The organism is Nonomuraea sp. NPDC050394, from assembly GCF_044459065.1.
In the GTDB taxonomy this organism is placed as follows: domain Bacteria; phylum Actinomycetota; class Actinomycetes; order Streptosporangiales; family Streptosporangiaceae; genus Nonomuraea.
Map to the genome: position 1 here is coordinate 25,584 of NZ_JBITIO010000020.1, position 21,616 is coordinate 47,199.

The 21,616-nt window shown below is 70.9% G+C and carries 19 protein-coding genes; 5 read left to right on the forward strand and 14 right to left on the reverse strand.

The features are described 5' to 3' along the window. Positions 1 to 104: 104 nt before the first annotated feature. On the reverse strand, positions 105 to 2,666 hold the full coding sequence (locus ACIBKY_RS47760; protein WP_397108058.1) for a glycosyl hydrolase family 18 protein: 2,562 nt from the start codon (positions 2,664 to 2,666) through the stop codon (positions 105 to 107). Positions 2,667 to 3,262: 596 nt separating this feature from the next. On the opposite strand from ACIBKY_RS47760, the gene ACIBKY_RS47765 reads away from it, so the two are divergent. After that, positions 3,263 to 4,123 carry a lytic polysaccharide monooxygenase gene (locus tag ACIBKY_RS47765; RefSeq protein ID WP_397108060.1) on the forward strand — a complete coding sequence of 287 codons (861 nt, stop codon included), beginning with the start codon at positions 3,263 to 3,265 and terminating at the stop codon, positions 4,121 to 4,123. Between the two features lie 44 nt (positions 4,124 to 4,167). Here the strand turns inward: ACIBKY_RS47765 and ACIBKY_RS47770 are convergent, their stop codons facing one another. After that, positions 4,168 to 6,891: a DEAD/DEAH box helicase gene (locus tag ACIBKY_RS47770; protein WP_397108062.1), complete on the reverse strand. Its 2,724-nt coding sequence runs from the start codon at positions 6,889 to 6,891 to the stop codon at positions 4,168 to 4,170. A gap of 69 nt (positions 6,892 to 6,960) precedes the next feature. Between ACIBKY_RS47770 and ACIBKY_RS47775 the strand changes: the two genes are divergently transcribed. Then, positions 6,961 to 7,899 carry a BtrH N-terminal domain-containing protein gene (locus ACIBKY_RS47775; protein WP_397108064.1) on the forward strand — a complete coding sequence of 313 codons (939 nt, stop codon included), beginning with the start codon at positions 6,961 to 6,963 and terminating at the stop codon, positions 7,897 to 7,899. A gap of 55 nt (positions 7,900 to 7,954) precedes the next feature. On the opposite strand, the gene ACIBKY_RS47780 is transcribed toward ACIBKY_RS47775, so the two are convergent. Continuing rightward, complete coding sequence (locus tag ACIBKY_RS47780; RefSeq protein WP_397108066.1) at positions 7,955 to 8,845, reverse strand: diacylglycerol kinase; 891 nt, start codon at positions 8,843 to 8,845, stop codon at positions 7,955 to 7,957. A gap of 130 nt (positions 8,846 to 8,975) precedes the next feature. Here ACIBKY_RS47780 and ACIBKY_RS47785 point away from each other — a divergent pair, with 130 nt between their 5' ends. Continuing rightward, complete coding sequence (locus ACIBKY_RS47785) at positions 8,976 to 10,154, forward strand: cytochrome P450 (RefSeq protein WP_397108068.1); 1,179 nt, start codon at positions 8,976 to 8,978, stop codon at positions 10,152 to 10,154. A 9-nt stretch (positions 10,155 to 10,163) separates the two neighbouring features. Here the strand turns inward: ACIBKY_RS47785 and tatC are convergent, their stop codons facing one another. The 5 genes from tatC to ACIBKY_RS47810 all read right to left on the reverse strand — a co-directional run bounded on the left by tatC (position 10,164) and on the right by ACIBKY_RS47810 (position 13,626). Then, the gene (gene tatC, locus ACIBKY_RS47790) at positions 10,164 to 11,066 is read right to left on the reverse strand and encodes a twin-arginine translocase subunit TatC (RefSeq protein WP_397108070.1); all 903 of its coding nucleotides are present in this window, start codon (positions 11,064 to 11,066) and stop codon (positions 10,164 to 10,166) included. Positions 11,067 to 11,095: 29 nt separating this feature from the next. Further along, positions 11,096 to 11,419, reverse strand: coding sequence for a Sec-independent protein translocase subunit TatA (gene tatA / locus ACIBKY_RS47795; RefSeq protein ID WP_397108072.1), 324 nt, complete (start codon positions 11,417 to 11,419; stop codon positions 11,096 to 11,098). A gap of 68 nt (positions 11,420 to 11,487) precedes the next feature. Beyond that, positions 11,488 to 11,676 carry a hypothetical protein gene (locus ACIBKY_RS47800; protein ID WP_379623551.1) on the reverse strand — a complete coding sequence of 63 codons (189 nt, stop codon included), beginning with the start codon at positions 11,674 to 11,676 and terminating at the stop codon, positions 11,488 to 11,490. Continuing rightward, positions 11,673 to 12,638: a helix-turn-helix transcriptional regulator gene (locus tag ACIBKY_RS47805; RefSeq protein WP_397108074.1), complete on the reverse strand. Its 966-nt coding sequence runs from the start codon at positions 12,636 to 12,638 to the stop codon at positions 11,673 to 11,675. The genes ACIBKY_RS47800 and ACIBKY_RS47805 overlap by 4 nt, the downstream gene beginning before the upstream one ends. A gap of 40 nt (positions 12,639 to 12,678) precedes the next feature. Further along, positions 12,679 to 13,626, reverse strand: coding sequence for a helix-turn-helix transcriptional regulator (locus tag ACIBKY_RS47810; RefSeq protein ID WP_397108076.1), 948 nt, complete (start codon positions 13,624 to 13,626; stop codon positions 12,679 to 12,681). 40 nt (positions 13,627 to 13,666) lie between these two features. Here ACIBKY_RS47810 and ACIBKY_RS47815 point away from each other — a divergent pair, with 40 nt between their 5' ends. Continuing rightward, entirely contained in the window at positions 13,667 to 14,734 is a 1,068-nt protein-coding gene (locus tag ACIBKY_RS47815; protein WP_397108078.1) for a DUF3866 family protein, read from the forward strand. An 80-nt stretch (positions 14,735 to 14,814) separates the two neighbouring features. Next, positions 14,815 to 15,999 (forward strand): monooxygenase, encoded by a 1,185-nt coding sequence (locus ACIBKY_RS47820; protein WP_397108080.1) that lies wholly within the window; start codon positions 14,815 to 14,817, stop codon positions 15,997 to 15,999. On the opposite strand, the gene ACIBKY_RS47825 is transcribed toward ACIBKY_RS47820, so the two are convergent. The 6 genes from ACIBKY_RS47825 to ACIBKY_RS47850 form a co-directional block, all read right to left on the reverse strand. Then, positions 15,936 to 16,424 (reverse strand): DUF3291 domain-containing protein, encoded by a 489-nt coding sequence (locus ACIBKY_RS47825; RefSeq protein WP_397108082.1) that lies wholly within the window; start codon positions 16,422 to 16,424, stop codon positions 15,936 to 15,938. The two genes, ACIBKY_RS47820 and ACIBKY_RS47825, sit on opposite strands and share 64 nt — an antisense overlap. 32 nt (positions 16,425 to 16,456) lie before the next feature. After that, a complete protein-coding gene (locus tag ACIBKY_RS47830; RefSeq protein WP_397108084.1) occupies positions 16,457 to 17,107 on the reverse strand; it encodes a helix-turn-helix transcriptional regulator in 651 nt (216 codons plus the stop codon). 24 nt (positions 17,108 to 17,131) lie between these two features. Continuing rightward, positions 17,132 to 18,025, reverse strand: a complete 894-nt coding sequence (locus ACIBKY_RS47835) for an FKBP-type peptidyl-prolyl cis-trans isomerase (protein ID WP_397108086.1) — start codon at positions 18,023 to 18,025, stop codon at positions 17,132 to 17,134. Positions 18,026 to 18,105: 80 nt separating this feature from the next. Then, positions 18,106 to 19,035: an FKBP-type peptidyl-prolyl cis-trans isomerase gene (locus tag ACIBKY_RS47840; protein ID WP_397108088.1), complete on the reverse strand. Its 930-nt coding sequence runs from the start codon at positions 19,033 to 19,035 to the stop codon at positions 18,106 to 18,108. A 76-nt stretch (positions 19,036 to 19,111) separates the two neighbouring features. Further along, the gene (pafA, locus tag ACIBKY_RS47845; RefSeq protein WP_397108090.1) at positions 19,112 to 20,470 is read right to left on the reverse strand and encodes a Pup--protein ligase; all 1,359 of its coding nucleotides are present in this window, start codon (positions 20,468 to 20,470) and stop codon (positions 19,112 to 19,114) included. An 85-nt stretch (positions 20,471 to 20,555) separates the two neighbouring features. Then, complete coding sequence (locus ACIBKY_RS47850; protein WP_397108092.1) at positions 20,556 to 21,344, reverse strand: FCD domain-containing protein; 789 nt, start codon at positions 21,342 to 21,344, stop codon at positions 20,556 to 20,558. Positions 21,345 to 21,616: the final 272 nt, after the last annotated feature.

The window sequence follows — 21,616 nt, forward strand, 5'->3', positions numbered from 1 at the left end:
CCTTCTTTTCGCCTATACAGGCAGTAAAGCCAGGCGGGCGGGGTGGTCCAACCCCTGCCGTGCCGGGGCGACCCCTATCCAGAGGGGGTCGCCCCGGAGCGGGCTTATCGGAGGCCGGCGTCGAGGGCGGTGGTCAGGGTGCCGGTGTCACCGGACATCTCCCAGATCATCGCGCCCAGCAGGCCCTTGCTCTTGATCCACGCGGTCTTCTTGCCGATCGACCAGGTGTCGTCGAAGCTCCACCACTGGCCGCCGGGGCCGGTGTAGCAGTAGGTGGCGACGGCGGCCTCGTCGTGCTTGACCGCGCAACCGGGCACGCCGGCGATGAGGTTGCTGTAGCCACGGGTGCCGGCCTCATCGGCGAACTGACCGGGGGCGGCGCCGTTGGCCGACTGCCACTCGCCGGCCTTGCCGCCCTCGGCGACCTCCTTCCAGCCCCGGCCGTAGTAGGCCAGGCCGATGGTGAGCTTGCGCGGGTTGATCCCGGCGTTGAGGTAGACGTTGACCGCCTTCTCCACGCTGAAGTCGGGGTTGTAGGGGCTGTCGGCGTCCAGGTAGAGGTTGCCCTGGTGGCCGGTGCGGAAGGGCTCCCACGAGTTGTCGCTGCCGGCGCCGTGGAAGTCGTAGCCCTGGATGTTGAAGATGTCGAGGTTGGGGGCGATGTTGGGCAGGTCCCAGCCGGCGGCGATCTTGGCCGGGTCGGCGGGGGTGAACGCGGTCAGCTGGTAGCGCTTGCCCGTGGTGGTGGTCAGCGCGTCAAGCTGGCGGCGGAACTCGGCGATGAGCAGCGTGTTGTTGGCCTTGTCGTTGGGGCTGACGTGGTTGCCGGCGTGTCCTTCGGCGCCGGGCCACTCCCAGTCGAGGTCGATGCCGTCGAAGACGCCCGCCGCCGCGCCGGGGCCGCCGGCGGCGTTGACCACCGGCAGGTTGCCCTTGATGTAGATGTCGATGCAGGAGGAGACGAACTTCTTGCGGGCGGCGTCGGTGGCGGCCACGTCGGAGAAGTACTTGGAGTAGGTCCAGCCGCCGAGGGAGATGAGCACCTTCAGGTGCGGGTGCTTGGCCTTGAGCTTCTTGATCTGGTTGAAGTTGCCGCGCAGCTTCTCCCAGCCGGTGTCGGCCACGCCGTCCACGGACTGGCCGGCGCTGAAGGGCCGGCCGTAGTCGGCCTCGGCGTCACCGGCGCCGTCGCCCTGGTTGGGGTCCTGCGGGTTGGGCGTGGTGCCCCGGGTGACACCCTGCAGGCAGGTCAGGTTGACCGGGTCGATGTTGGCGAAGGCGTAGTTGATGTGGGTGAGCTTGGCGGCGGCGCCGGTGGTGTCCAGGTTGCGGACGAAGTACTGGCGGCCGTAGATGCCCCACTGCACGAAGTAGCCGACGCGGGCGTAACCGGTCTCGACGATGTCGAGCGTGGTCACGGCGACGGGGGCGGTGGCGGCCGAGAGGTTGTCGTACAGGTCCCGGGCGCGCACGGTGAAGTTGTAGGCGGTGGAGGGCGACAGCCCGGTGACCGTCGTGGTGGTGCCGGTGACGGTGGCGGCCAGCGTCGAGCCGGCGTAGACGTCGTAGTTGGCCACGCCGGTGTTGTCGGTGGCGGCGTTCCAGGCGAGCGTCACGCTGGCGGAGGTACGCGCGGTGCTGCGCAGGTTGCCGGGCACCGTCGGCGCCTGGGTGTCGTCGGCGGGGTTGTTGGTCTTGACCGTGACCGGGGCGCTGGCCGCCGAGAGCGTGCCCTTGCGGTCCTTGGTCTTGACGGTGAAGGTGTAGGACGTGTTCGGGGTCAGACCGGTGACGGTGGCCTCGGTGCCGGCGACGCTGGTGGCCAGGGCGCTGCCGTTGTAGACCTCGTACCCGGTGATCGGCAGGCTGCCGGGGGTGGCCGCGTCCCAGGCGAGGGAGACGGTCTTGGTGGTCTTCACCGGCGAGCGCGGGTTGCCGGGCGCGCCGGGCGGGGCGTCGGCGGAGCCGTCGCAGTTGACGTCGTTGACGCGGCAGCTGGTGGGCTCGGCGTTGGCGCTGCTGACCGTGAACGACGGGCTGTAGGGCTCGGTCGTGCGTCCGGCCGCGATGGTGGTGTTGTAGTGGGCGGGCGAGAGCGTCACCGTGCGCCCGCTCTGGCTGATGGAGCCGTGCTGGGCGTTGCTCGCGGTGACGCCGGCGGGCAGGTCGAAGACGACGCTCCAGCCGTTGAGCGCGGCGGTGCCGTTGTTGGCCACGACGATCTTGGCGGAGGTGCCGTTGACGTCATAGGTGGCGGTGACGGGCGCGGGGGCGGGTGGCTCGGGTCCGGTGCCGTCGCAGTTCGCGCCGTTGACCTTGCAACTGGTCGGCTGTACGGCGGAGCTGAGCGTGACCTTGGGGCTGAACGGCTCGGTGCTCTTGCCCGGCTGGAGATTGTCGATGTAGTAGGCCGGGGTGAGCGTCACCTTGGTGCCGTTCTGGCGGATGGTGGCGTTCTGGGGATTGCTCGCGGTGACGCCCGAGGGTAACTCGAACACGATCGACCAGCCCGTGACGGCGCTCGTGCCGGGGTTGCTGACCACGAACGTGCCGGTCGTCCCCGACAGGCTGAACGCGGCCAGCAGCCGGCCGGCGGCGTTGGCGGGCAGGGTCGACAGAGCGAGAACCACGAGGACGGCGATCAGGGGGGTGAGTGATCGGCGCACGTGCCAGGCCTTTCTTTAAAGAAAGTTTCCTAAGAATTACGCGGATCGTAAGCCCGCCGGGACGGCCATGCAAGGGAATGACTGGCAATCCTCACCAGAACGCACCGGTGTGGTCGTTAGGAAGTTTTCCTAACGAACTCGGGAAGGAGCACGGCATGGGCGGCCCATCGACGTCTTCCCCTCTGCGTCCTGCCGCCGTCCCGCGCCGCCCGGGGCGCCACCGTCGACCGGCTCTATCCGCACGCACACCGTCACCGACCGCCGCTTCCGGCCCCAGACCTTCTGCCCGGCCGGTGGCGGCGGCCACCTCAACGCGGCACGCCCGCCGTCCATGGCGGTTCCGAGCGGTTCGCTTGATGACCGGTCGAGGACACGCGGAAGAACCCGGCCCCCGCGGCTGCGCACGCACGGGGGCCGGGGGTCTCGAATTTACAGGAAAGTTTCCTGCAAATTCGGGAGCGTAGGGTTTCGTCATTCATCCGTCAATCCCTTGCGTCAAACCGTCCCTTCGGCGATAGTTGAACTCTTAGGAAAGTTTCCTAAAAGATACATCGGCTGCTGCGCGCTCCTCACCCCCCGTTCTCCAGGAGAGACAGTTGCGAACCCGAAACAAGGTGGCCCTCACGACCACCGCCAGCCTGCCCCTGGCCCTGCTGGCCTCCGTCCTCACCAGCACCCCGGCCCTCGCCCACGGCACCATGTCCAACCCGCCCAGCCGCGTCTACACCTGCAAGAACGAAGGTCCCGAGACGCCCAAGTCCGACGCCTGCAAGGCGGCCGTCGCCGCCGGCGGGACCCAGGCGTACTACGACTGGAACGAGGTCTCCCTGCTGGAGGCCGGCGGGCGCCACCGGCAGATCATCCCGGACGGCAAGCTCTGCAGCGCGGGCCGTGACAAGTACCGTGGCCTGGACCTGCAGCGCGCCGACTGGCCCGCCACACAGTTCAGCGCCGGGCCGCGCACCATCACCTACCACGCCTCCGCGCCGCACTCGAACAGCAACTTCGAGTTCTACATCACTCGCGAAGGCTGGAACCCGACGCAGCCGCTGCGCTGGTCGGACCTGGTGCACATCAAGACGTTCACCAATTTCAACCCCACGACGTTCACGAACTGGACGATCGACATCCCGCAGCGCACCGGGCGGCACATCCTGTACTCGATCTGGCAGCGGGTCGTAGGCAGCAACGAGGCCTTCTACACCTGCTCCGACGTGCAGTTCGGCGGATCGAACCCGACCCCGACGCCCACCCCGACCCCCACGCCTACACCGACCCCGACGCCCACGCCGACCCCCACTCCCACGCAGCCTGGCGGTACGTGGGCATCGGGCACCGCCTACCGCCCCGGCGACCGGGTCACCTACAACGGCGTCACCTACCAGTGCCTGCAGGCGCACACCGCGCTGCCCGGCTGGGAGCCGCCGAACGTCGCCGCCCTCTGGCAGCGCGTCTAGACCGCACCGGGGCGCGCTCCCGTGCGGAGCGCGCCCCGACCGGCTCAGGTCAGTGACGAGTAGGCGACCACGCCGCGGCGCATCGCGTCCATCGCCTTGCCCGCGGTCGCCTTGACCTTGCTGTCCTTCGGCGCCGCCGCGCCGAGCTGGCTGAGCAGGTCCATGAGCTGCTTGATCCACCGTACGAAGTCGCCCGCGGCCAGCTCGCCGCCGTTGACGCCGTCGGCCAGCACGGCGTCCAGGCTGTGCCCCTTGGTCCAGCGGAAGGCCGCCCAGGCGAAGCCCAGGTCGGGCTCGCGGATCGTCTGCAGGGCGTGGTCGTTCTCGATCGCCTCCAGCTCGCCCCACAGCCGCACCATCTTGGTCAGCGCGTCCTGGGCGCGTCCCGCCGGGATCTTGGGACGGCGGGCGTCGTCGGCCTGGCGCGACTCGAAGACCAGCGCGGACACGCACGCCGCCAGCTCGGCCGGGTCAAGCTCCTCCCACAGCCCCTGGCGCAGGCACTCGGCCGTCAGCAGGTCGAGCTCGGTGTAGAGGCGGCCCAGGCGGCGGCCCTCGTCGGTGACGCTCTCGTCCTCCAGGTAGCCGAGCTGCTCCAGCACCGCGCAGATGCGGTCGAAGGTGCGCGAGATGACGTGGGAGCGCCCCTCGACCCTGCGGCGCAGGCCCTCGGTCTCGCGCAGCAGCTTGTAGTAGCGCTCGGCCCAGCGCGCGTGGTCCTCGCGCTCGTCGCACCCGTGGCACGGATGCTGACGGATACGGCGCCGCAGCTCGTTGATCTCCTCGTCCTCCACCGCGTGGTCGCGGGCGCGCTGCGGCTTGCCCAGATCGCGGTCGCCGATCTTGGCCAGCAGCGTGGAGACGAGGTTGGCACGCTCCTTGGGCGCGCGCGGGTTGAAGTTCTTGGGGATGCGCAGCTTCTCGATCGGCTCGACCGGCACCGGGAAGTCGGCCGGGTCGAGCTTCTTGACCTGCTTGCCGATCGTCAGCACCAGCGGGCTCGGGCCGTGGCCGCGCGGGTTGCGGCCCGGGTCGAGCACGATCGCCAGCCCCGCCCGGCGCCCGCCGGGCACCCGGATGACGTCACCGGGCTGCAGGGCCTCCAGCGACTTGACCGCCGCCGCACGCCGCGCGGCGCCGCGTTCCTTGGACAGCTCCGCCTCGCGGTCGGACAACCGGCGGCGCAGCGCCGCGTACTCGGGGAAGTCGCCCAGGTGGCAGGTCATGGCCTCCTGATAGCCGTCGAGCGCCTCCTCCTGCTTGCGCAGCTGCTTGGCCAGCCCGACCACGGCCCGGTCGGCCTGGAACTGGGCGAAGGAGGCCTCCAGCAGCGTCTTGGTGCGCTCCCTGCCGAACTGGCCAACGAGGTTGACGGCCATGTTGTAGGAGGGCTGGAAGCTGGAGCGCAGCGGGTAGGTGCGCGTTCCGGCCAGGCCCGCCACGGCCAGCGGGTCCATGCCCGGCTGCCACAGCACGACGGCGTGGCCCTCGACGTCGATGCCGCGCCGTCCGGCCCGGCCGGTCAGCTGCGTGTACTCGCCGGGTGTGAGGTCGGCGTGGGTCTCGCCGTTCCACTTGTCGAGCTTCTCGATGACCACGCTGCGGGCGGGCATGTTGATGCCCAGCGCCAGCGTCTCGGTGGCGAAGACCGCCTTGACCAGGCCACGCGTGAACAGCTCCTCGACGACCTCCTTGAAGGCCGGCAGCATGCCCGCGTGGTGGGCGGCCAGGCCGCGCTCCAGGCAGTCGCGCCACTCCAGGTAGCCGAGGACGGCGAGGTCCTCGTCGGGCAGGTGGGCGGTGCGCTCGTCGACGATCTGGCGGATCTCGTGCTGCTCGCGCTCGGTCGTCAGCCGGATCCCGGCGTACAGGCACTGCATGACCGCGGCGTCGCAGCCGGCCCGGGAGAAGATGAAGCTGATCGAGGGCAGCAGGCCCTCGCTGTCGAGCTTCTCGATGACCTGGGCACGGTCCGGCGGCCGCGAGCGCTGGGGACGGCCGTAGCCGCGCCGGCCCTTGCCCTGGGTGAGGCGCTCGGCGTCGCGCGTGACCCGCATGAGCGTGGGGTTGATGCGCGGGGTGAGCTCGTCGGTGATGAACAGGTCGTAGATCCTGTTGCCGATCATCATGTGCTGCCACAGCGGCACCGGGCGGTGCTCGTCGACGATCACCGTGGTGTCGCCGCGCACCTCGCCCATCCACTCGCCGAACTCCTCGGCGTTGGAGACCGTCGCCGACAGCGCCACCAGCCTGACCGACTCGGGCAGGTGGATGATCACCTCTTCCCACACCGCACCGCGGAAGCGGTCGGCCAGGTAGTGCACCTCGTCCATGACGACGAAGCCGAGGCCGGACAGCGTGGACGAGCCCGCGTACAGCATGTTGCGCAGGACCTCGGTGGTCATGACCACGATCGGGGCCTCGCCGTTGACGCTGTTGTCGCCGGTGAGCAGGCCCACCTTGGCGGTGCCGTACCTCTTGACCAGGTCGTTGTACTTCTGGTTGGACAGCGCCTTGATCGGGGTGGTGTAGAAGCACTTCATGCCCATTTCCAGGGCGATGTGCACGGCGAACTCGCCGACGACCGTCTTGCCCGATCCGGTGGGGGCGGCCACCAGGACCCCGTCGCCGGCCTCCAGCGCCCGGCAGGCGTCGAGCTGGAACTCGTCGAGCTCGAAGTCGTACAGTCCACGGAACGACCTGAGGGCCGTACCGTCGTCCCCGAATTTCTCGCGGAAGGCCGCGTAGCGCTCCGCTGGCGTCGTCATACCGATCAGCCTACCGAAACCGCCTTTCCGGTCAGGCCAGGTAGTCGCGCGGCCGGGGTGGACTCTCCCATGGGCGGAGAGCCCATGCTGGTCCTCATGATGCTCCCCGACATTTCCCCGTACGGCACCGCCCACTGCGAGACCAGCGCGCTGGGCGTGCTGCTGCGTCACCAGGGCGCGGACCTGTCCGAGCCCATGCTCTTCGGCCTGGGCTCCGGGCTCGGCTTCATCTACTGGCAGGGCTTCGTCGGCGGGCGGATCAAGCCCATGGAGCTGACCGGGAACCTGGCCCGGCGGCTCGGCCTCGACCTGGTGGTGCGCGAGACCACCTCGCCCCGCAAGGGCTGGGAGAACGTGCGGGCGGCGCTGGAGTCCGGGCTGCCGGTGGGCCTGCAGCTCGACAGCTTCCACCTGGAGTACTTCACCACCAAGGTGCGCTTCGGCGGCCACGTGGTGGCCATGTACGGCTACGACGGCGAACGCGCGTACCTGGTGGACACCGGCCAGCAGGGCGGCGCGGTGACCACCAGCCTGGAGAGCCTGGCGGCGGCGCGGGCCGAGCGGGGGCCGATGACCGCCCGCCACCTGTCCTTCACCCTCACCGGCCGGCCCGGCGACCTCGCCGCCGCGATCGGCCCGGCCATCCGCGCCAACGCGGCCGGGTTCCTGGCCGCGCCCATCGCCAACTTCGGCCACCGCGGGATCGCCAAGACGGCCGATCTGGTGGAGCGGTTGCCGCCGGAGACCGGCATGCTGATGGAGCGCGCGGGCACCGGGGGCGCGTTGTTCCGCAACCTGTACCGGGACTTCCTGGCCGAGTGCCTGACGATCGCCGAGGACCCGGCGCTGCGGCGGGCGCACACGATGTACGCCGCGATCGCGCCGATGTGGACGGCGGTGGCCGAACTGCTGACGGACGGCAAGACGCGGGACGCGGCGGCGATCCTGCGGGAGCTGTCCGGACGGGAGCGGGCCGCCATGGAGACGCTCGCCGCCGTGTCGATCTGAACTCCCAGTTTCGGGGGCTCTCGTGCGGTGCCCGCGGGCGCCTTTACAAAGTAGATCAGGCGAGGATGTGGAGGGCGCCGGGCTCGATGCGGCAGGTGACCGGGGCCGGGCCCACACGCTCGCCGTCGGCGTAGGCGACCACGTCCGGCGCCTCCAGCGTGACCGTGCGGACCCGGTGGATCGAAACCGCCGGATGCCGCACGTGCGTGCCCCGGTACACGCCGGGGAACACCCGCAGGAACTCCCCCTTCGGCACCGCCCGCAGCACCATCACGTCCAGCAGCCCGTCGTCGGGCCGCGCGTCCGGGCAGACCCGCATGCCCGCGCCATAGGAGCTGGTGTTGGCCACCGACACCAGCATCGCCTCCCGCTCGATCACCTCGCCGCCGTCCAGCGTCACCCGGAACGGGATCGGCCGGAACGCGCGCAGTTCCTCCACCAGCGCCACCAGGTACTTCGCCATGCCCGGCGGCCACGTCCGCCGGTTGGCCCGCTCGTTCACCCGGGAGTCGAACCCGCAGCACACCACCCCCGCGAACCACTCCCCCACGCCGTCGCCGGCATCGATCCAGGCGGCGTCGGCCCGCCGGGAACGCATGCGCAGCACGACGTCCGCGGCGGCCAGCGGGTCCTTGCGCGGCAGGCCGAAGGCGGCGGCGATGTCGTTGCCCGTGCCCGCGGGGATGATGCCCAGCGGCACGCCGGTCCCCGCCACGGCCTGGACCGCCAGGTGCACCAGCCCGTCACCGCCGAAGGCGACCAGGGCGTCGGGGCGTTCGGCGGCGGCCGTACAGGCCCGTGCGAGGGCGTCGGCGGCGCCATCGCCGACGATCACCGACACGTCGGCGCCCCCGTCACGCAGGCGGCGCACCACCGGCTCCAGCAGGCGCACGGTACGGCCGCCACGCGCGGCCGGATTCACGAGGAGGGCGAGTTGCACGGACACGCCCGGAACCTACCGGGGATTCGGGAAGGAAACCAGATCAGCCTGCCCCCGGGCTTGAGGGCGCGCCGCGCCCGACCTGCGAGAAGACGCCAGAAGTCTCCGGGTCACGTTCAACGACAGGCTGGAGGACATGGCGAACACCCCTGACTTCCCCATGCCCCGCGACGCCCGCCGCCCCTTCGACCCGCCGCCGGGGCTGACGCAACACGGCCCGGTCGCCCGCGTACGCCTCTGGGACGGCGGCACGGCCTGGATGGTCACCCGGCACGCCGACGCCCGGGCGCTGCTGGCCGACCCGCGCGTCAGCGTCGACGTCGCCGAGCCCGGCTTCCCGCACACCAATGCCATCAGCAAGGCCCGCGACGCCCGGATGAAGACCCTGATGCAGATGGACGCGCCCGAGCACGTCGCCCACCGGCGGCTGCTGGCCGCCGACTTCACGGTCAGGAGGATGGAGGCGCTGCGGCCCAGGATCCAGGAGATCGTGGACGGGCTCATCGACACCCTGCTCGACGGCCCGAAACCCGCCGACCTGTTCGAGGCGTTCGCGATGCCGGTGCCCTCGCTGGTGATCTGCGAGCTGCTGGGCGTGCCGTACGCCGATCGCGGCTTCTTCCAGCGTGTGGCCGGTGAGCTCGTCATGGACGAGGGCGACCCCGCGCGGGCCCTGGCGGCCGGCGAGGAGCTCCACGCCTACCTGGAGCGGCTGGTGGACCACAGACGGGCCGAGCCGGGCGAGGACGTGCTCAGCAGGCTCGCCGTCGACGGCGTGCTGAGCCGCGCCGAGATCGCGACGACGGGCCAGCTCCTGCTGGTGGCGGGGCACGACACGACCGCGAACACGATCGCCCTCGGCACCGCCGCGCTGCTGGCCAACCCCGCGCAGCTGGCAGCGGTCCGCGACGGCTCCGTCGCCCCGGCCGTCGCGGTCGAGGAACTGCTGCGCTACCTGTCGGTCACCCATACCGAGGCGCGGCGCGTGGCCCGCGAGGACATCGTGGTCGGCGGGCAGCTGATCCGCCGGGGCGAGGGGATCATCGTGGTGAAGAGCACCGCCAACCGGGATCCGTCGGCCTTTTCCGCGCCGGACGCCCTCGACGTGGGCAGGGAGAGCCGCCATCACATCGCGTTCGGCTTCGGCCCGCACCAGTGCCTGGGGCAGCCGCTGGCCCGTGTGGAGCTGCAGGTCGTGTTCGGCACGTTGTTCCGCCGCGTGCCCACGCTGGCGCCGGCCGTGGCGCCGGAACGGCTCGAGTTCAAGGAGCAGGCGGTCTTCTACGGCGTGCGCGCACTGCCGGTCACCTGGTGAAGGCCGTGATCACCGGGTGTCGGGGCCGGTCTCCATGTCGGTGTTGTCCGCCGTGACGTCCGCGGGGGTGTCCAGCGGCGAGGCCTCGTCGTCGTCCAGGCCGGAGTAGTCCTCGGTCGCGGGCAGGCGCCGCTCGCGGACGAACATCACGAACTCGGCCAGCGTGAACAGGATCAGCATCGGCACGGTCAGGGCGAGCATGGTGAAGACGTCGCCGCCCGGCGTGATGATCGCGCTGAAGACGAAGAGCAGGAAGACGATCAGGCGGCGGTGCTTGGCCAGCGTCGCCCGGGGCAGCACCCCGATGATGTTCAGGAAGACCATGAGCAGCGGCACCTCGAAGGAGACGCCGAACACCAGCAGCATGATCACCCAGTAGCTGAGGTACTCGCTCATCTCGATGAACGGCAGCGCGCTCTCGGGCATGAACCCCAGCAGGAAACCGAGACCGGTGTCCATCACGAGGTAGGCGAAGGCGGCGCCCACGAGGAACAGCGGGACGGCGATCGCCAGGAACGTGACGGTGTACTTCTTCTCGTTGCGGTAGAGGGCCGGCGTCACGAACCGCCAGATCTGGAACAACCACACCGGAGAGGCGGCCACCAGACCGGCCAGCGCGGCGACCTGCAAGTTGACGAAGAAGGACTCGAACACGCCGCGCACGGCGAACGTGCACTCGGGCCGCAGCTGCTGGGAGATCTTCAGCGAGCAGTACGGCTCGGCCATGAACTTCCAGATCGGATCGAAGAAGATCAACCCGATGATGGTCGTCACGGCCAGGGCGAGGACGGAGATGACGATGCGGTTGCGCAGCTCACGGAGATGATCCATGAGCGGCATGCGGCCCTCGGAGTCCGCAGGTGCCTCCGGGCCCTCGGAGCTCTCGGAGCTCGTCCGTTTGAGCAGCGCCATGTGCGGTCCTCGTCCGTGTGGTTGGGGGGTCAGGCCTGCTTGTCGGCTTGGGCGTTGGCGCGCAGCCGGGCGGCCTCCTCCTCAAGGCGGCGGGCCTGCTCCTCCGGCGTCAGCGGGGGCACGGCCGGCGGGATCTGCTGCGGGCTGACGGGCGCGGGCGGCTGCTGCACGGTCTGCCCCTGTACCACCGTGGTCTTGGAGTCGTCGTCGTCTTCCTTGCGCAGGTCGCTGGTCTCAGCCTTGAAGATGCGCAGGGACCGGCCCACGCCGCGGGCGAGGTCAGGGAGCTTCTTGCCGCCGAACAGCAGGAGAAGCACCACGATGATGACGATCCACTCAGGTCCGAAGGACATGGAAAACTTCCTTTAGTGCGAGCGAGAGGCTTTCTCAGCCACGATCGTACGCTGCTCAAGGCCCAGACTCATCCCTCCACGGCCTTGTTCATCCCGATTTGACCCCGCAGGCGTTCCTCGGCGGGCGAAATCCGGGCTTCGGCCCGCGTGAGTTCCCTGCTCAGCTCGCGCGCCGCGGACAGGACCCGCACCCCCGCCGCCACCAGGACGGCGATGCCCGCGACCCCGAGCCCGATCGCCACGAAGATCCACGTCATGACCGGTGAGCGTACAGGGCCAGGGCGCGCTCGGCCTCCTCGCGCACCCGCTCCGCCATCGCCTCGGGGGCGACCACGCGGCCGGTGTCACCCAGCCGCAACGCCAGCTTGAGCACCCAGTCCTCGTCACGGGCGCGCAGCGCGATGCGCAGCCGGCCCTCGCCCAGCTCGGTGACGCCTTCGACCGGGTAGTACTCCGCCACCCACCGCCCGGCCGCGCTGACCTCCAGCTCGACCAGCTCGTCGGTCGGCGAGGGCCGGAAGACGCCCTGGGTGACGTCGATCGGCTCGGCGTCGGCGGGCGGGTCGGCCGGCACGTCCAGCACGTCGACGCCCACGACGCGGTCGAGCCGGAACAACCGCATCGCCTCGGCGCGGTAGCACCAGCCCTCCATGTAGGTGCGGCCGTCGACGACCATGACCCGGGTGGGGTCGACCTCGCGCGGGGTCACCTCGTCGCGGCCGGGCACGTAGTAGCGCAGCGACAGGCGGCGCTTCCTGTTGAGCGCGTCGCGCACCCGGGGCAGCGCGTCCGGTGCGGCGTCGACGTCCACGGCGACCTGGCTGCTGACGGCGGCGGCGCCCTCACCGGCGGCCCGCTCCAGCTTGGCCACCACGCGCGGCAGCGCGTCGCCCGGCACCTCGGCGAACTCCGGCATCGCGCCGAGCATCCGCAGCGCCACCAGCAGCGCGCTCGCCTCGTCGATGCCCAGGCGCAGCGGCCGGGCGATGGTGTCGGCGTTGTCGATGACGATCTCGCCGCCGTCCCAGGAGACGTCGATGAGGTCGCCGGGGGTGTGGCCGGGCAGGCCGCACATCCACACCAGCTGCAGGTCGTCGATGAGCTGCTTCTCGCTGAGGCCGAACACCTCGGCCACCTCGCCGACCTGCGCACCCGGGTGCGACATCAGGTACGGCACGAGCGACAGCAACCTCGGCAGCCGATCCGCGCTTCCGCTCACGCCCAAGCCCCCTTCACCACGACCGACCAGACCACGCCGCTCATGCCAGCGCCCCCTTCAACCGCCGGATGACCGCCTCGCGCGCGTCGGGCGGGTCGAGGAGCTCCACGTCGGAGCCCATGCTGGCGATCCAGCCCGCCAGCCGCTCGGGGTCGGAGAAGCCCAGCTCCACCTCATCCCATCCGCCGCCGCCCGCGCGGGTGACGGAGGCGAGCTGGCGCAGCCCCTCTCCGGCGCCCTGCCGTACGCGCAGGGTGGCCACGCGCTCCTCCATCGGCTCCTCGGGGAAGCCGATCATCTCGCGCACGTCGATGCCCGGCGGCACCTCGACGGCGCCCGGCCTGCCCACGGCGGCGACCTGCCCGATGATGCGGCTGAGGCGGAAGGCGCGCGGCGCGTCGCGGTCGCGGTCGAAGCCGGCCAGGTACCAGCGGCCGCGCCGGCTGACCACGCCCCACGGCTCCACGGTGCGGGTGCGCACGTTCTCGCTGCCGGCGCTGCGGTAGTCGAAGCGGACCACGCGCCGGTCGCGCACGGCGTCCCAGAGCGCGGGGAAGGCGGGGTCGCGGGTGTCGACGCGCAGCTCCAGCGCCCCGCCGCCGGCCGCGTCGGTGGCCACGCCGCCCGCGCGCAGCTTCAGCAGCGCCCCCGAGGCCGCCTCGGCCAGGCTGGCGCGCTGCCACACCTGCGCGGCCAGGCCGAGCACCGCGGCCTCGTCGGCCTCCAGCGTGATCTCGGGCAGTTCGTAGGACTGGCGCTCGATGCGGTAGCCGGGCTCGTCCTCCCACGGGTCGCGGACGACGTCGATGGGGATGCCGATCTCGCGCAGCTCGTTCTTGTCGCGCTCGAACATGCGCTGGAACGCCTCGTCGCCGTCGCGGTCGTAGCCCGGCACGGCCTGGCGGATCTGCTCGGCCGACAACGGCCGGCGCGTGGCGAGCAGGCAGATCACAAGATTGAGCAACCGCTCGGTCTTACGGCGCGACATCTGCCCTCACTCCTCCTGTGTTCGACGCTACCCTGCCCTGGTGATCAGATGGCGCATGGGCGAGGTGACGCGGATCCGGCGCGAGTGGCCAGGGGCGGTGGAGCTCGACGTCGCCGTTCCCGAGGGTGAGTGCCGGGCGCTGGCCTACCCTCCCCTGGTGGGCCGCCCGGAACCCGGCGACGAGGTGCTGCTCAACACGACGGCACTCGCGATGGGTCTCGGTACGGGAGGTTACGCCATGGTGGTGGCCCTCCCGAACAGATTGCCGGAAGATCCCACCGGTCCCGGTCACCTGGTGAAGGCTCGCTACACCCCGCTGCAGGCCACGGTGCTGGGCGCGGACGAGCAGGATTCGCCCTACCACGACCTTCTGCGCGAGGCCGACTCGCTGGACGGCATGCCCGTCGTGGTGGCCGACCTGCACTCGGCGCTGGCGCCGATCCTGTGCGGCCTGTACGCCGCGCGCCCCGGCGTGCGCGTGGCCTACGTGATGCTGGACGGCGGCGCCCTGCCCGCCTGGTTCTCCATGTCGTGCGCGAAGCTGCGCGAGATCGGCTGGCTGAGCGGGGTCGTGACGGTGGGCCAGGCCTTCGGCGGCGATGTCGAGGCGGTCACCACGCACACCGGGCTGCTGGCGGCCAGGCATGTACTGGAGGCGGACGTGGCCGTCGTGACCCAGGGCCCCGGCAACCTCGGCACGGGCACGCGGTGGGGTTTCTCCGGTGTGTCGGCGGGCGAGGCGGTCAACGCGGCGGCCGTGCTGCGCGGGCGGCCGGTGGCGGCGCTGCGGGTCAGCGAGGGCGACAAGCGCGAGCGGCACGTGGGGGTCTCCCACCACTCGCTGACCGCCTATGGGCGGGTGGCGCTGGCCCCGGCCCAGGTGCCGGTGCCGGAGCTGCCGGGGGCTTTCGGGGAGCGGGTCAGGGACCAGGCCGAGGTGCTGGCCGTACGGCATGAGCTGGTGGCGGTGCCGGTCGAGGGCCTGCGCGAGGCGCTGGGCGCCGCGCCCGTGCGGTTGTCGACGATGGGACGCGGGCTGGAGGAGGATCTGGCCTATTTCCTCACCTCAGCGGCGGCGGGCCGGCATACGGCCGCCCTTCTGGGGTAGACGCGGGCTCCGACCTGAGGCGTAGACAGATCAGCCCTGAGTGTGATGACGCTCACGCCCGGACGCGAGAGCGTAGAGGCATGACACGCACACGCATCGGGGCGGGCGTCGTGCTTGCCGTCGCGGCCTTGCTGCTGGCGGCCTGCGGGAACGGGCCGGCCCGGGGATCAGGCACCACCGCGTCACCGTCGCCGCCGCCGTCGGCGACGGCTGCGCATGGAGGGCACGGACTGCATGGTTCTGCCACCCCGGCGCCGGCCGCCCCGCTGCGTGCGGGTGAACGTTTCGTGACGGCGACCATGCCCAAGCCGTACAAGCCCGAGCCGGCGGCCGGCGGCACCGACGTCTACCGCTGCTTCCTGATCGATCCCGGCCTGGCCGGGGCCGACGCGTTCCTGACCGGCACCCAGTTCGCCGCCCAGAACACCGACGTGGTCCATCACGCGATCCTGTTCTCGGTGGCGCCGGAGGCGCTGGCCGAGGCGAGGGAGGTCGACGCCAAGGACGAGGGCGAGGGCTGGACCTGCTTCGGCAACGCCGGCGTTGACCGCGCGGCCTGGATCGGCCACTGGGCGCCGGGCACCAATGAGGTGCTGCTGGATCCGAAGCTCGGCTATCCGATGGCCAAGGGCGGCGCGCTGGTCATGCAGGTGCACTACAGCACGCTGGCGATGGACGGGAAGCCGGCCGGCACCGACCAGTCGAGCGTGCGGCTGCGCCTGGCGTCGGGCAAGCGCACGCCGCTGGCGACGGCGCTGTTCCCCGCGCCGACCGAGCTGCCGTGCACCGCGAAGGAGAAGGGCCCGCTGTGCGAGCGCGAGGCGGCCATCCAGGACGTCGGCAAGCGCTTCGGGCGTGCCTCGGCCACGCAGGCGGGGGCGCTGCTTGAGCAGTGCGCGAAGGGCAAGGTCAAGCCGGGCCCCACGCAGCACTGCGACCTGACCTCGCCGGAGTCCTTCACGCTGCACGCGCTGGCCGGGCACATGCACCTGCTGGGCCGTTCCATCAAGGTGGAGCTCAACCCGGGCAAGGCGGGCGGGCGCACGCTGCTCGACGTGCCCGAGTACAACTTCGACAACCAGGCGCTGCAGCCGCTGCCCGAGCCGGTGGCGGTCAAGAAGGGCGACACGATCCGGGTGACGTGCACGCACGACGCCTCGCTACGCGCCCGGCTGCCGCTGCTGCAGAAGCTGCCGCCGCGCTACGTGGTCTGGGGCGAGGGCACCCAGGACGAGATGTGCCTGGGCATCGGGGTCGCCTCGTAGAAGTCCTTGAAGGTGAACGCCTCGGGGCCGGGTCCCTCGGCCCTGAGGCGTCGCAGCCGTTCGAAGCCACCGGACGTCGTGGGCACCTCCCCCACCGGAATCCACCACATCACCGCGTACGGCTCCGCGATGTGCTCGAACCACTCCCGGCGCCGCCGCAGGTAGTCCAGGTGGGCGGAGCGGTAGACGAAGTTCCACAGCGTCTCGCGTGACTCCCACACCGACAGCGTGGTGGCCAGGTAGTCGTCGTGGTCGTAGTGCAGCAGTTCCCTGGGGTCCTCGTCGTTGGCCCGCATCCGCCACACGAAACCGGGCGCGGCGTCGGCGAGGGCGTTGATGGGCTCGAGGCCGTCAATGAAGTCGGCGATGCGGGGGTCGTCGGCGGGGGCGAGCAGGCGGGCGACGTTCATCTGTGCCAGGTGCATGGGCTTCACCTCACCATGCCCGCACTTCTATGTCAATCTTCATTTGTTTTAGAAGGTTCGGCGACGGTGACGCAGCACTCGCCGGGCCGGGGATCGAGCGCGGCCAGGCCGGGGTCGCCGCCCATGCCTTCCAGCAGCCCCTGGCACAGGGCCAGGTTCATCGCGCACACCAGCACCGGCTGCTCCTCCGACAGCGTGTGGAACGGGCAGTTGCGCATGCGCAGGACACCGCTGTCGGCATAGGGCTCGTAACCCCGCTCGCGCAGCACGGCGGCGACCGGCTCGTCGCGGCGGCCCCGGCCCAGGCGCTCGCCCGCCCGGCGCGCGACCGTCTCGGCCCGCTCCTCGGCGCCCAGCGTCCCGACCACCTCGGCCAGCAGGCCGGCCAGCACGCCGTAGTCGCGCGGCGGCAGGCTCACCGACCGCTCGGTCTTGGCCCGCCGGTAGACCTTGGCCGGGCGGCCGCTGCCGGGACCCTTCTTGTCCGGAGCGCGAAAGCCCGCCTCCAGCAGCCCGGCCTCGACCAGTTTGTCGAGGTGGTGGGCGGCCAGCGTGCGGGAGACGCCGGCGGCCTCGGCCGCCTCCGCCCTGCCGACCTCGCCGCCCCGGGCCACCACGTGGTCGTACAGGGCCCGCCGTACCGGGTCCTGCAGGTGCGCCAGTGCGTCGAGGTCGTCGTTCACGCCCGCGAGTCTAGGTCCCCGCGTTCATCGGTAGGCGGCCAGCACGTCCACGACGAAGACCAGGGTGTCGGCGCCGCGGATGCCGAAGGCGGGCAGGCCCGCGCTGCCGTAGGCCGTGCGCGGCGGGGCGACGACCAGCACGCGGCTGCCGACGGGCACGCCGGTCAGGGCGCGCTCCCACGCCTTGATGACGCCGCCGTCGCCGACCGTGAACGCGCGCGGCCGCCCGCTCTTCCAGGTGGAGTCGAACACGCGCCGCTGCGCCCACACCGCGCCCTCGTACTGCGTGACCACGAGCTGCCCCCGCTCCACCCGCGGCCCGTCGCCCCTGACCAGCACCTTGGCGGCGTAGCGTGCGGGCGGCCGGGCGAGCGGCAGCGACAGCACCGGCCGCGCGCCGCCGCCGACCCTGATCCCCGCGTACGCGCCCGCGCGCCCCTTGACCGACTCGCCCTTGACGTGCGCGCCCAGGATGTCGATCACGTAGAAGAGCCCGTCGGACGGACCGACGCCCTGCGGCGGGTTGGGGCCGAAGCCCTCCGCCGGGGGGATGGCGGCGATCACCCGGCTGCCCACCGTCCGCCCCCGCAGCGCCTTGTCCAGCCCGGGAACGAGCTGCCCGACGGGGAAGGCCGCGGGAGCGCCGCGGGTGAAGCTGGAGTCGACCCGGCGGTTCTCCCGGCCGTCCCAGACGTGCGCGGTGTAGTGGACGATCGCCACGTCACCCGCGCCCAGCCGGGCGCCCTTTCCCGCGGTCAGCTGGTCGATCCGCAAACCGCCCGAGGGCTTGCCCTCCGGGAAGACCACCGAGGGCCTGGCGCCGAACGCGCCGCCGACCTTCAGCCCGGGGTCCTGCGCGGCGGGGGCGGTGCACGCGGTCAGCGCGAGGGCCGGGATCAGGAGCAGGATCGGCCGCATCGACGTCCTTCCGCACCAACGCCAGTGACCCGGGGCGAGGCCCCGGGTCACGAGATGCTACCGCGTTGTCAGACTCGACGTCAGTAAGCCGCGAGGACGTCCACGACGAACACGAGCGTGCTGTTGGCGGGGATGCCGTTCTGCTCCTGGGCGCCGTAGCCCATGGCGGGCGGGATGCTCATCACGACGCGGCTGCCGACCGGCACGCCGACCAGGCCCTTCTGCCAGCCCTGGATGACGCCGCTCAACGGGAAGTTGGCCGGCTGGCCCCGCTCCCAGCTGGAGTCGAACTGCTTGTCGGTGCCCCAGATCTTGCCGGTGTAGTGCACGTCGAGGGTCTGGTTGGCCGCGACGGGCTTGCCGGTGCCCTTGATCACGGTCTTGACGACCAGATCCTTGGGCGCCTTGTCACCGGTTTTGGTGGTCAGCGTGGGCGCCTTCTCGCCGCCCGGGCTGACGACCTTGACGCCCTTGATGGACTCCTTGGTCTCCTCGCCGGTGGCGGCCTTGAGCGCGACGGGCGCGCCGCCGACCACGTCCAGCACGAACACCTTGGTCGGCTGGGCGGCCTGCTGTTGCTGCTGCTGCGGGGCGGCGTCGGCGGCCATGACGGCCAGCAGCCTGCCGCCGTGCTTGACCTTGGCGAAGCCGTCCTGCAGGACCTTGGGCAGCTGCTGGTCGATCGCGATGGTCTCCGGCTGCTTGGAGTCGTAGGAGGAGCCCTGGAAGGCGTTGCCCTTGCCGTCCCAGTCGTAGACCGTCAGGTTGACGATCAGCTTGTCGCCGCTCTTGATCGCGGGGCCGGTGCCCGCGTTGATCACCTCATAGGACGACTTGGCGGCGGGCGTACCCGAGGGGAAGGTCACCGTCGGCTTGGCGTTGAGGTTGCCTGCGACCTTCACCCCCGACGACGCGGTGGCCGATGTGGAGCCGGTCGGCTCGGCGGTTCCGCACGCGGCGGCGGTGAAGATCAAAGGCACGGCGGCCAGTACGGCCAGGCGGCGGCGCATGGACTTCCCTCGGGACAGACGTCTAGGTTCGCGTCACCCTATCCGAGACCGATGTAGGCCCGGGGTAAACGACCCACTACATTCCGGCGATGAGCTTGTCCACCCTCTCGTCCACACTGCGGAACGGGTCCTTGCACAACACGGTCCGCTGCGCCTGGTCGTTGAGCTTCAGGTGCACCCAGTCGACGGTGAAGTCGCGCCGCTTCTCCTGCGCCTTGCGGATGAACTCGCCGCGCAGCCGCGCCCTGGTGGTCTGCGGCGGCACCGACTTGGCCTCGAAGATCTTCAGGTCGGAGGCCACCCGCTCCACCGCGCCGCGCTTCTGCAGCAGGTAGAACAGGCCGCGCTTGCGGTGTACGTCGTGGTAGGCCAGGTCGAGCTGGGCCACGCGCGGCGAGGACAGCGGCAGGTCGTACTTCTTGCGGTAGCGCTCGATCAGCTGATACTTGGTCACCCAGTCGATCTCGCGCGAGACCAGGTCGAGGTTGCCGGTCTCGACCGCGCGCAGCGTGCGCTCCCACAGTTCGAGCACCCGGTGGGCGATCGGGTCGCCGCCGCGCCGCTCGACGAAGTCCTTGGCCTTGGACAGGTACTCCTGCTGGATCTCCAGGCTGGAGGCCTCGCGCCCGTTGGCCAGGCGTACCCGGCGGCGGCCCGTCATGTCATGCGAGACCTCGCGGATGGCCCTGATCGGGTTCTCCAGCGACAGGTCGCGCATCACCGTGCCCGCCTCGATCATGCGCAGCACCAGGTCGGTGGCGCCGACCTTGAGCAGCATCGTGGACTCGCTCATGTTGGAGTCGCCCACGATGACGTGCAGGCGGCGGAACCGCTCGGCGTCGGCGTGCGGCTCATCGCGGGTGTTGATGATCGGCCGCGACCTCGTGGTGGCGCTGGAGACGCCCTCCCAGATGTGCTCGGCACGCTGCGAGACGCAGTAGACCGCCCCGCGCGGAGTCTGCAGCACCTTGCCGGCGCCGCAGATGATCTGCCGGGTGACCAGGAACGGGATGAGCACGTCGGCCAGGCGGCCGAACTCCCCGTGCCGGCCGACCAGGTAGTTCTCGTGGCAGCCGTAGGAGTTGCCGGCGGAGTCGGTGTTGTTCTTGAACAGGTAGATGTCGCCGGCGATGCCCTCCTCGCGCAGGCGTTTCTCGGCATCGACGAGAAGGCCTTCGAGGATGCGCTCGCCCGCCTTGTCGTGCGTCACGAGTTCGACGACGTTGTCACACTCGGGGGTGGCGTATTCGGGGTGGCTGCCCACGTCCAGGTACAGACGCGCGCCGTTGCGGAGGAAGACGTTGCTCGATCGGCCCCAGGACACGACTCGGCGGAAGAGGTAACGCGCGACCTCGTCCGGAGACAGCCTGCGCTGTCCCCTGAACGTGCAGGTCACGCCATACTCGTTCTCGAGTCCGAAGATGCGACGATCCATCACCTCACACTATGCCCACGGATCGGCGAGCGGGAGGGATCTTGGCTGGCGTTTTTGCGCCGCCCGCGCCGCATGTCCCGACATATCACTCTTTGTGCGGTACGCCGTGGGGCGTGGCGGGTGGCGTGCCGTGGGGCGTGGCAGGTGGCGTGCCTTGTGGTGCACCAGGTGGCGCTGCGGGTGGTGCGCCGGGTGGCGCGCTGTGTGGTGCGCCGCCCAGCATGCGGCCCTTGCCGGCCAGGATGTGCTCCTCCATCAGGCGGCCGACCGTGACCGCGTCACCGGCGGCGATGCGCTCGACGATCTCCCGGTGCTGGGCGTTGGAGATCTGCCGGGCGGCGTCCGGCTCCAGGCCGTGCCGCCGGAACAGGTGCAGTTCCTTGGAAATATCGTCATAAAGCTCGACCAGACGGGGATTGCCGGACAACGCCACGAGGCGCCGGTGCAGATCCACGTTGAGCGGATAGTAGTGATCCATGTCGGCGCAGTCCCGGAGCCGCTCGACCACCTCCAGCAGCTCGGCCACGTCGTCCTCGCCGGCCCGCTCGGCGGCCAGCCGCCCGGCCAGCCCGAACAGGCTCGCCCGGATGTCGTAGAGCTGCGCCGCCTGCTCGACCGAGATCTCCCTGACGAACATGCCGCGGTTGGCCCGGAACTCGGCCAGCCTGCTGCGTTCGAGCTGGCGGCAGGCCTCGCGGACCGGCCCGCGGCTGACGCCCAGCCGCATGGCCAGCGCCGACTCGTTGATCCGGTCACCGCCTTTCAGCGTGCCGTTGATGATCATGTTTTCGAGCTCTTCGACGATCAGCTGGGGAAGTGAGGTGGCCTGCCGCTCGGCCACCCGGCGCCGGAGCGCGTCGGTGTAGTCGCCCACCCGATCTTCCCTATCCCAGCACCTCAGATATTGCAAATCGTTGACAGTTGACGGCTGCCGGCGAGAAGCTCTTCCCCATCGCCGCCGGCCCGGCCTCGGGCGTCCCCGGCCAAGGCGCAGGACCCGAAAGCTGCCCCGCCTCCGGTGACGTCGTGCCGGAGGCCCACCCACCGAGGGCGTCGGGCCGGAGGCCCTACCGCCACGGGCGTCGGGTCCGGAGATTGGGTCGGCCCAAGACGGCATCGGGTGCCGGAGGCCGGATCGGGCTGAGC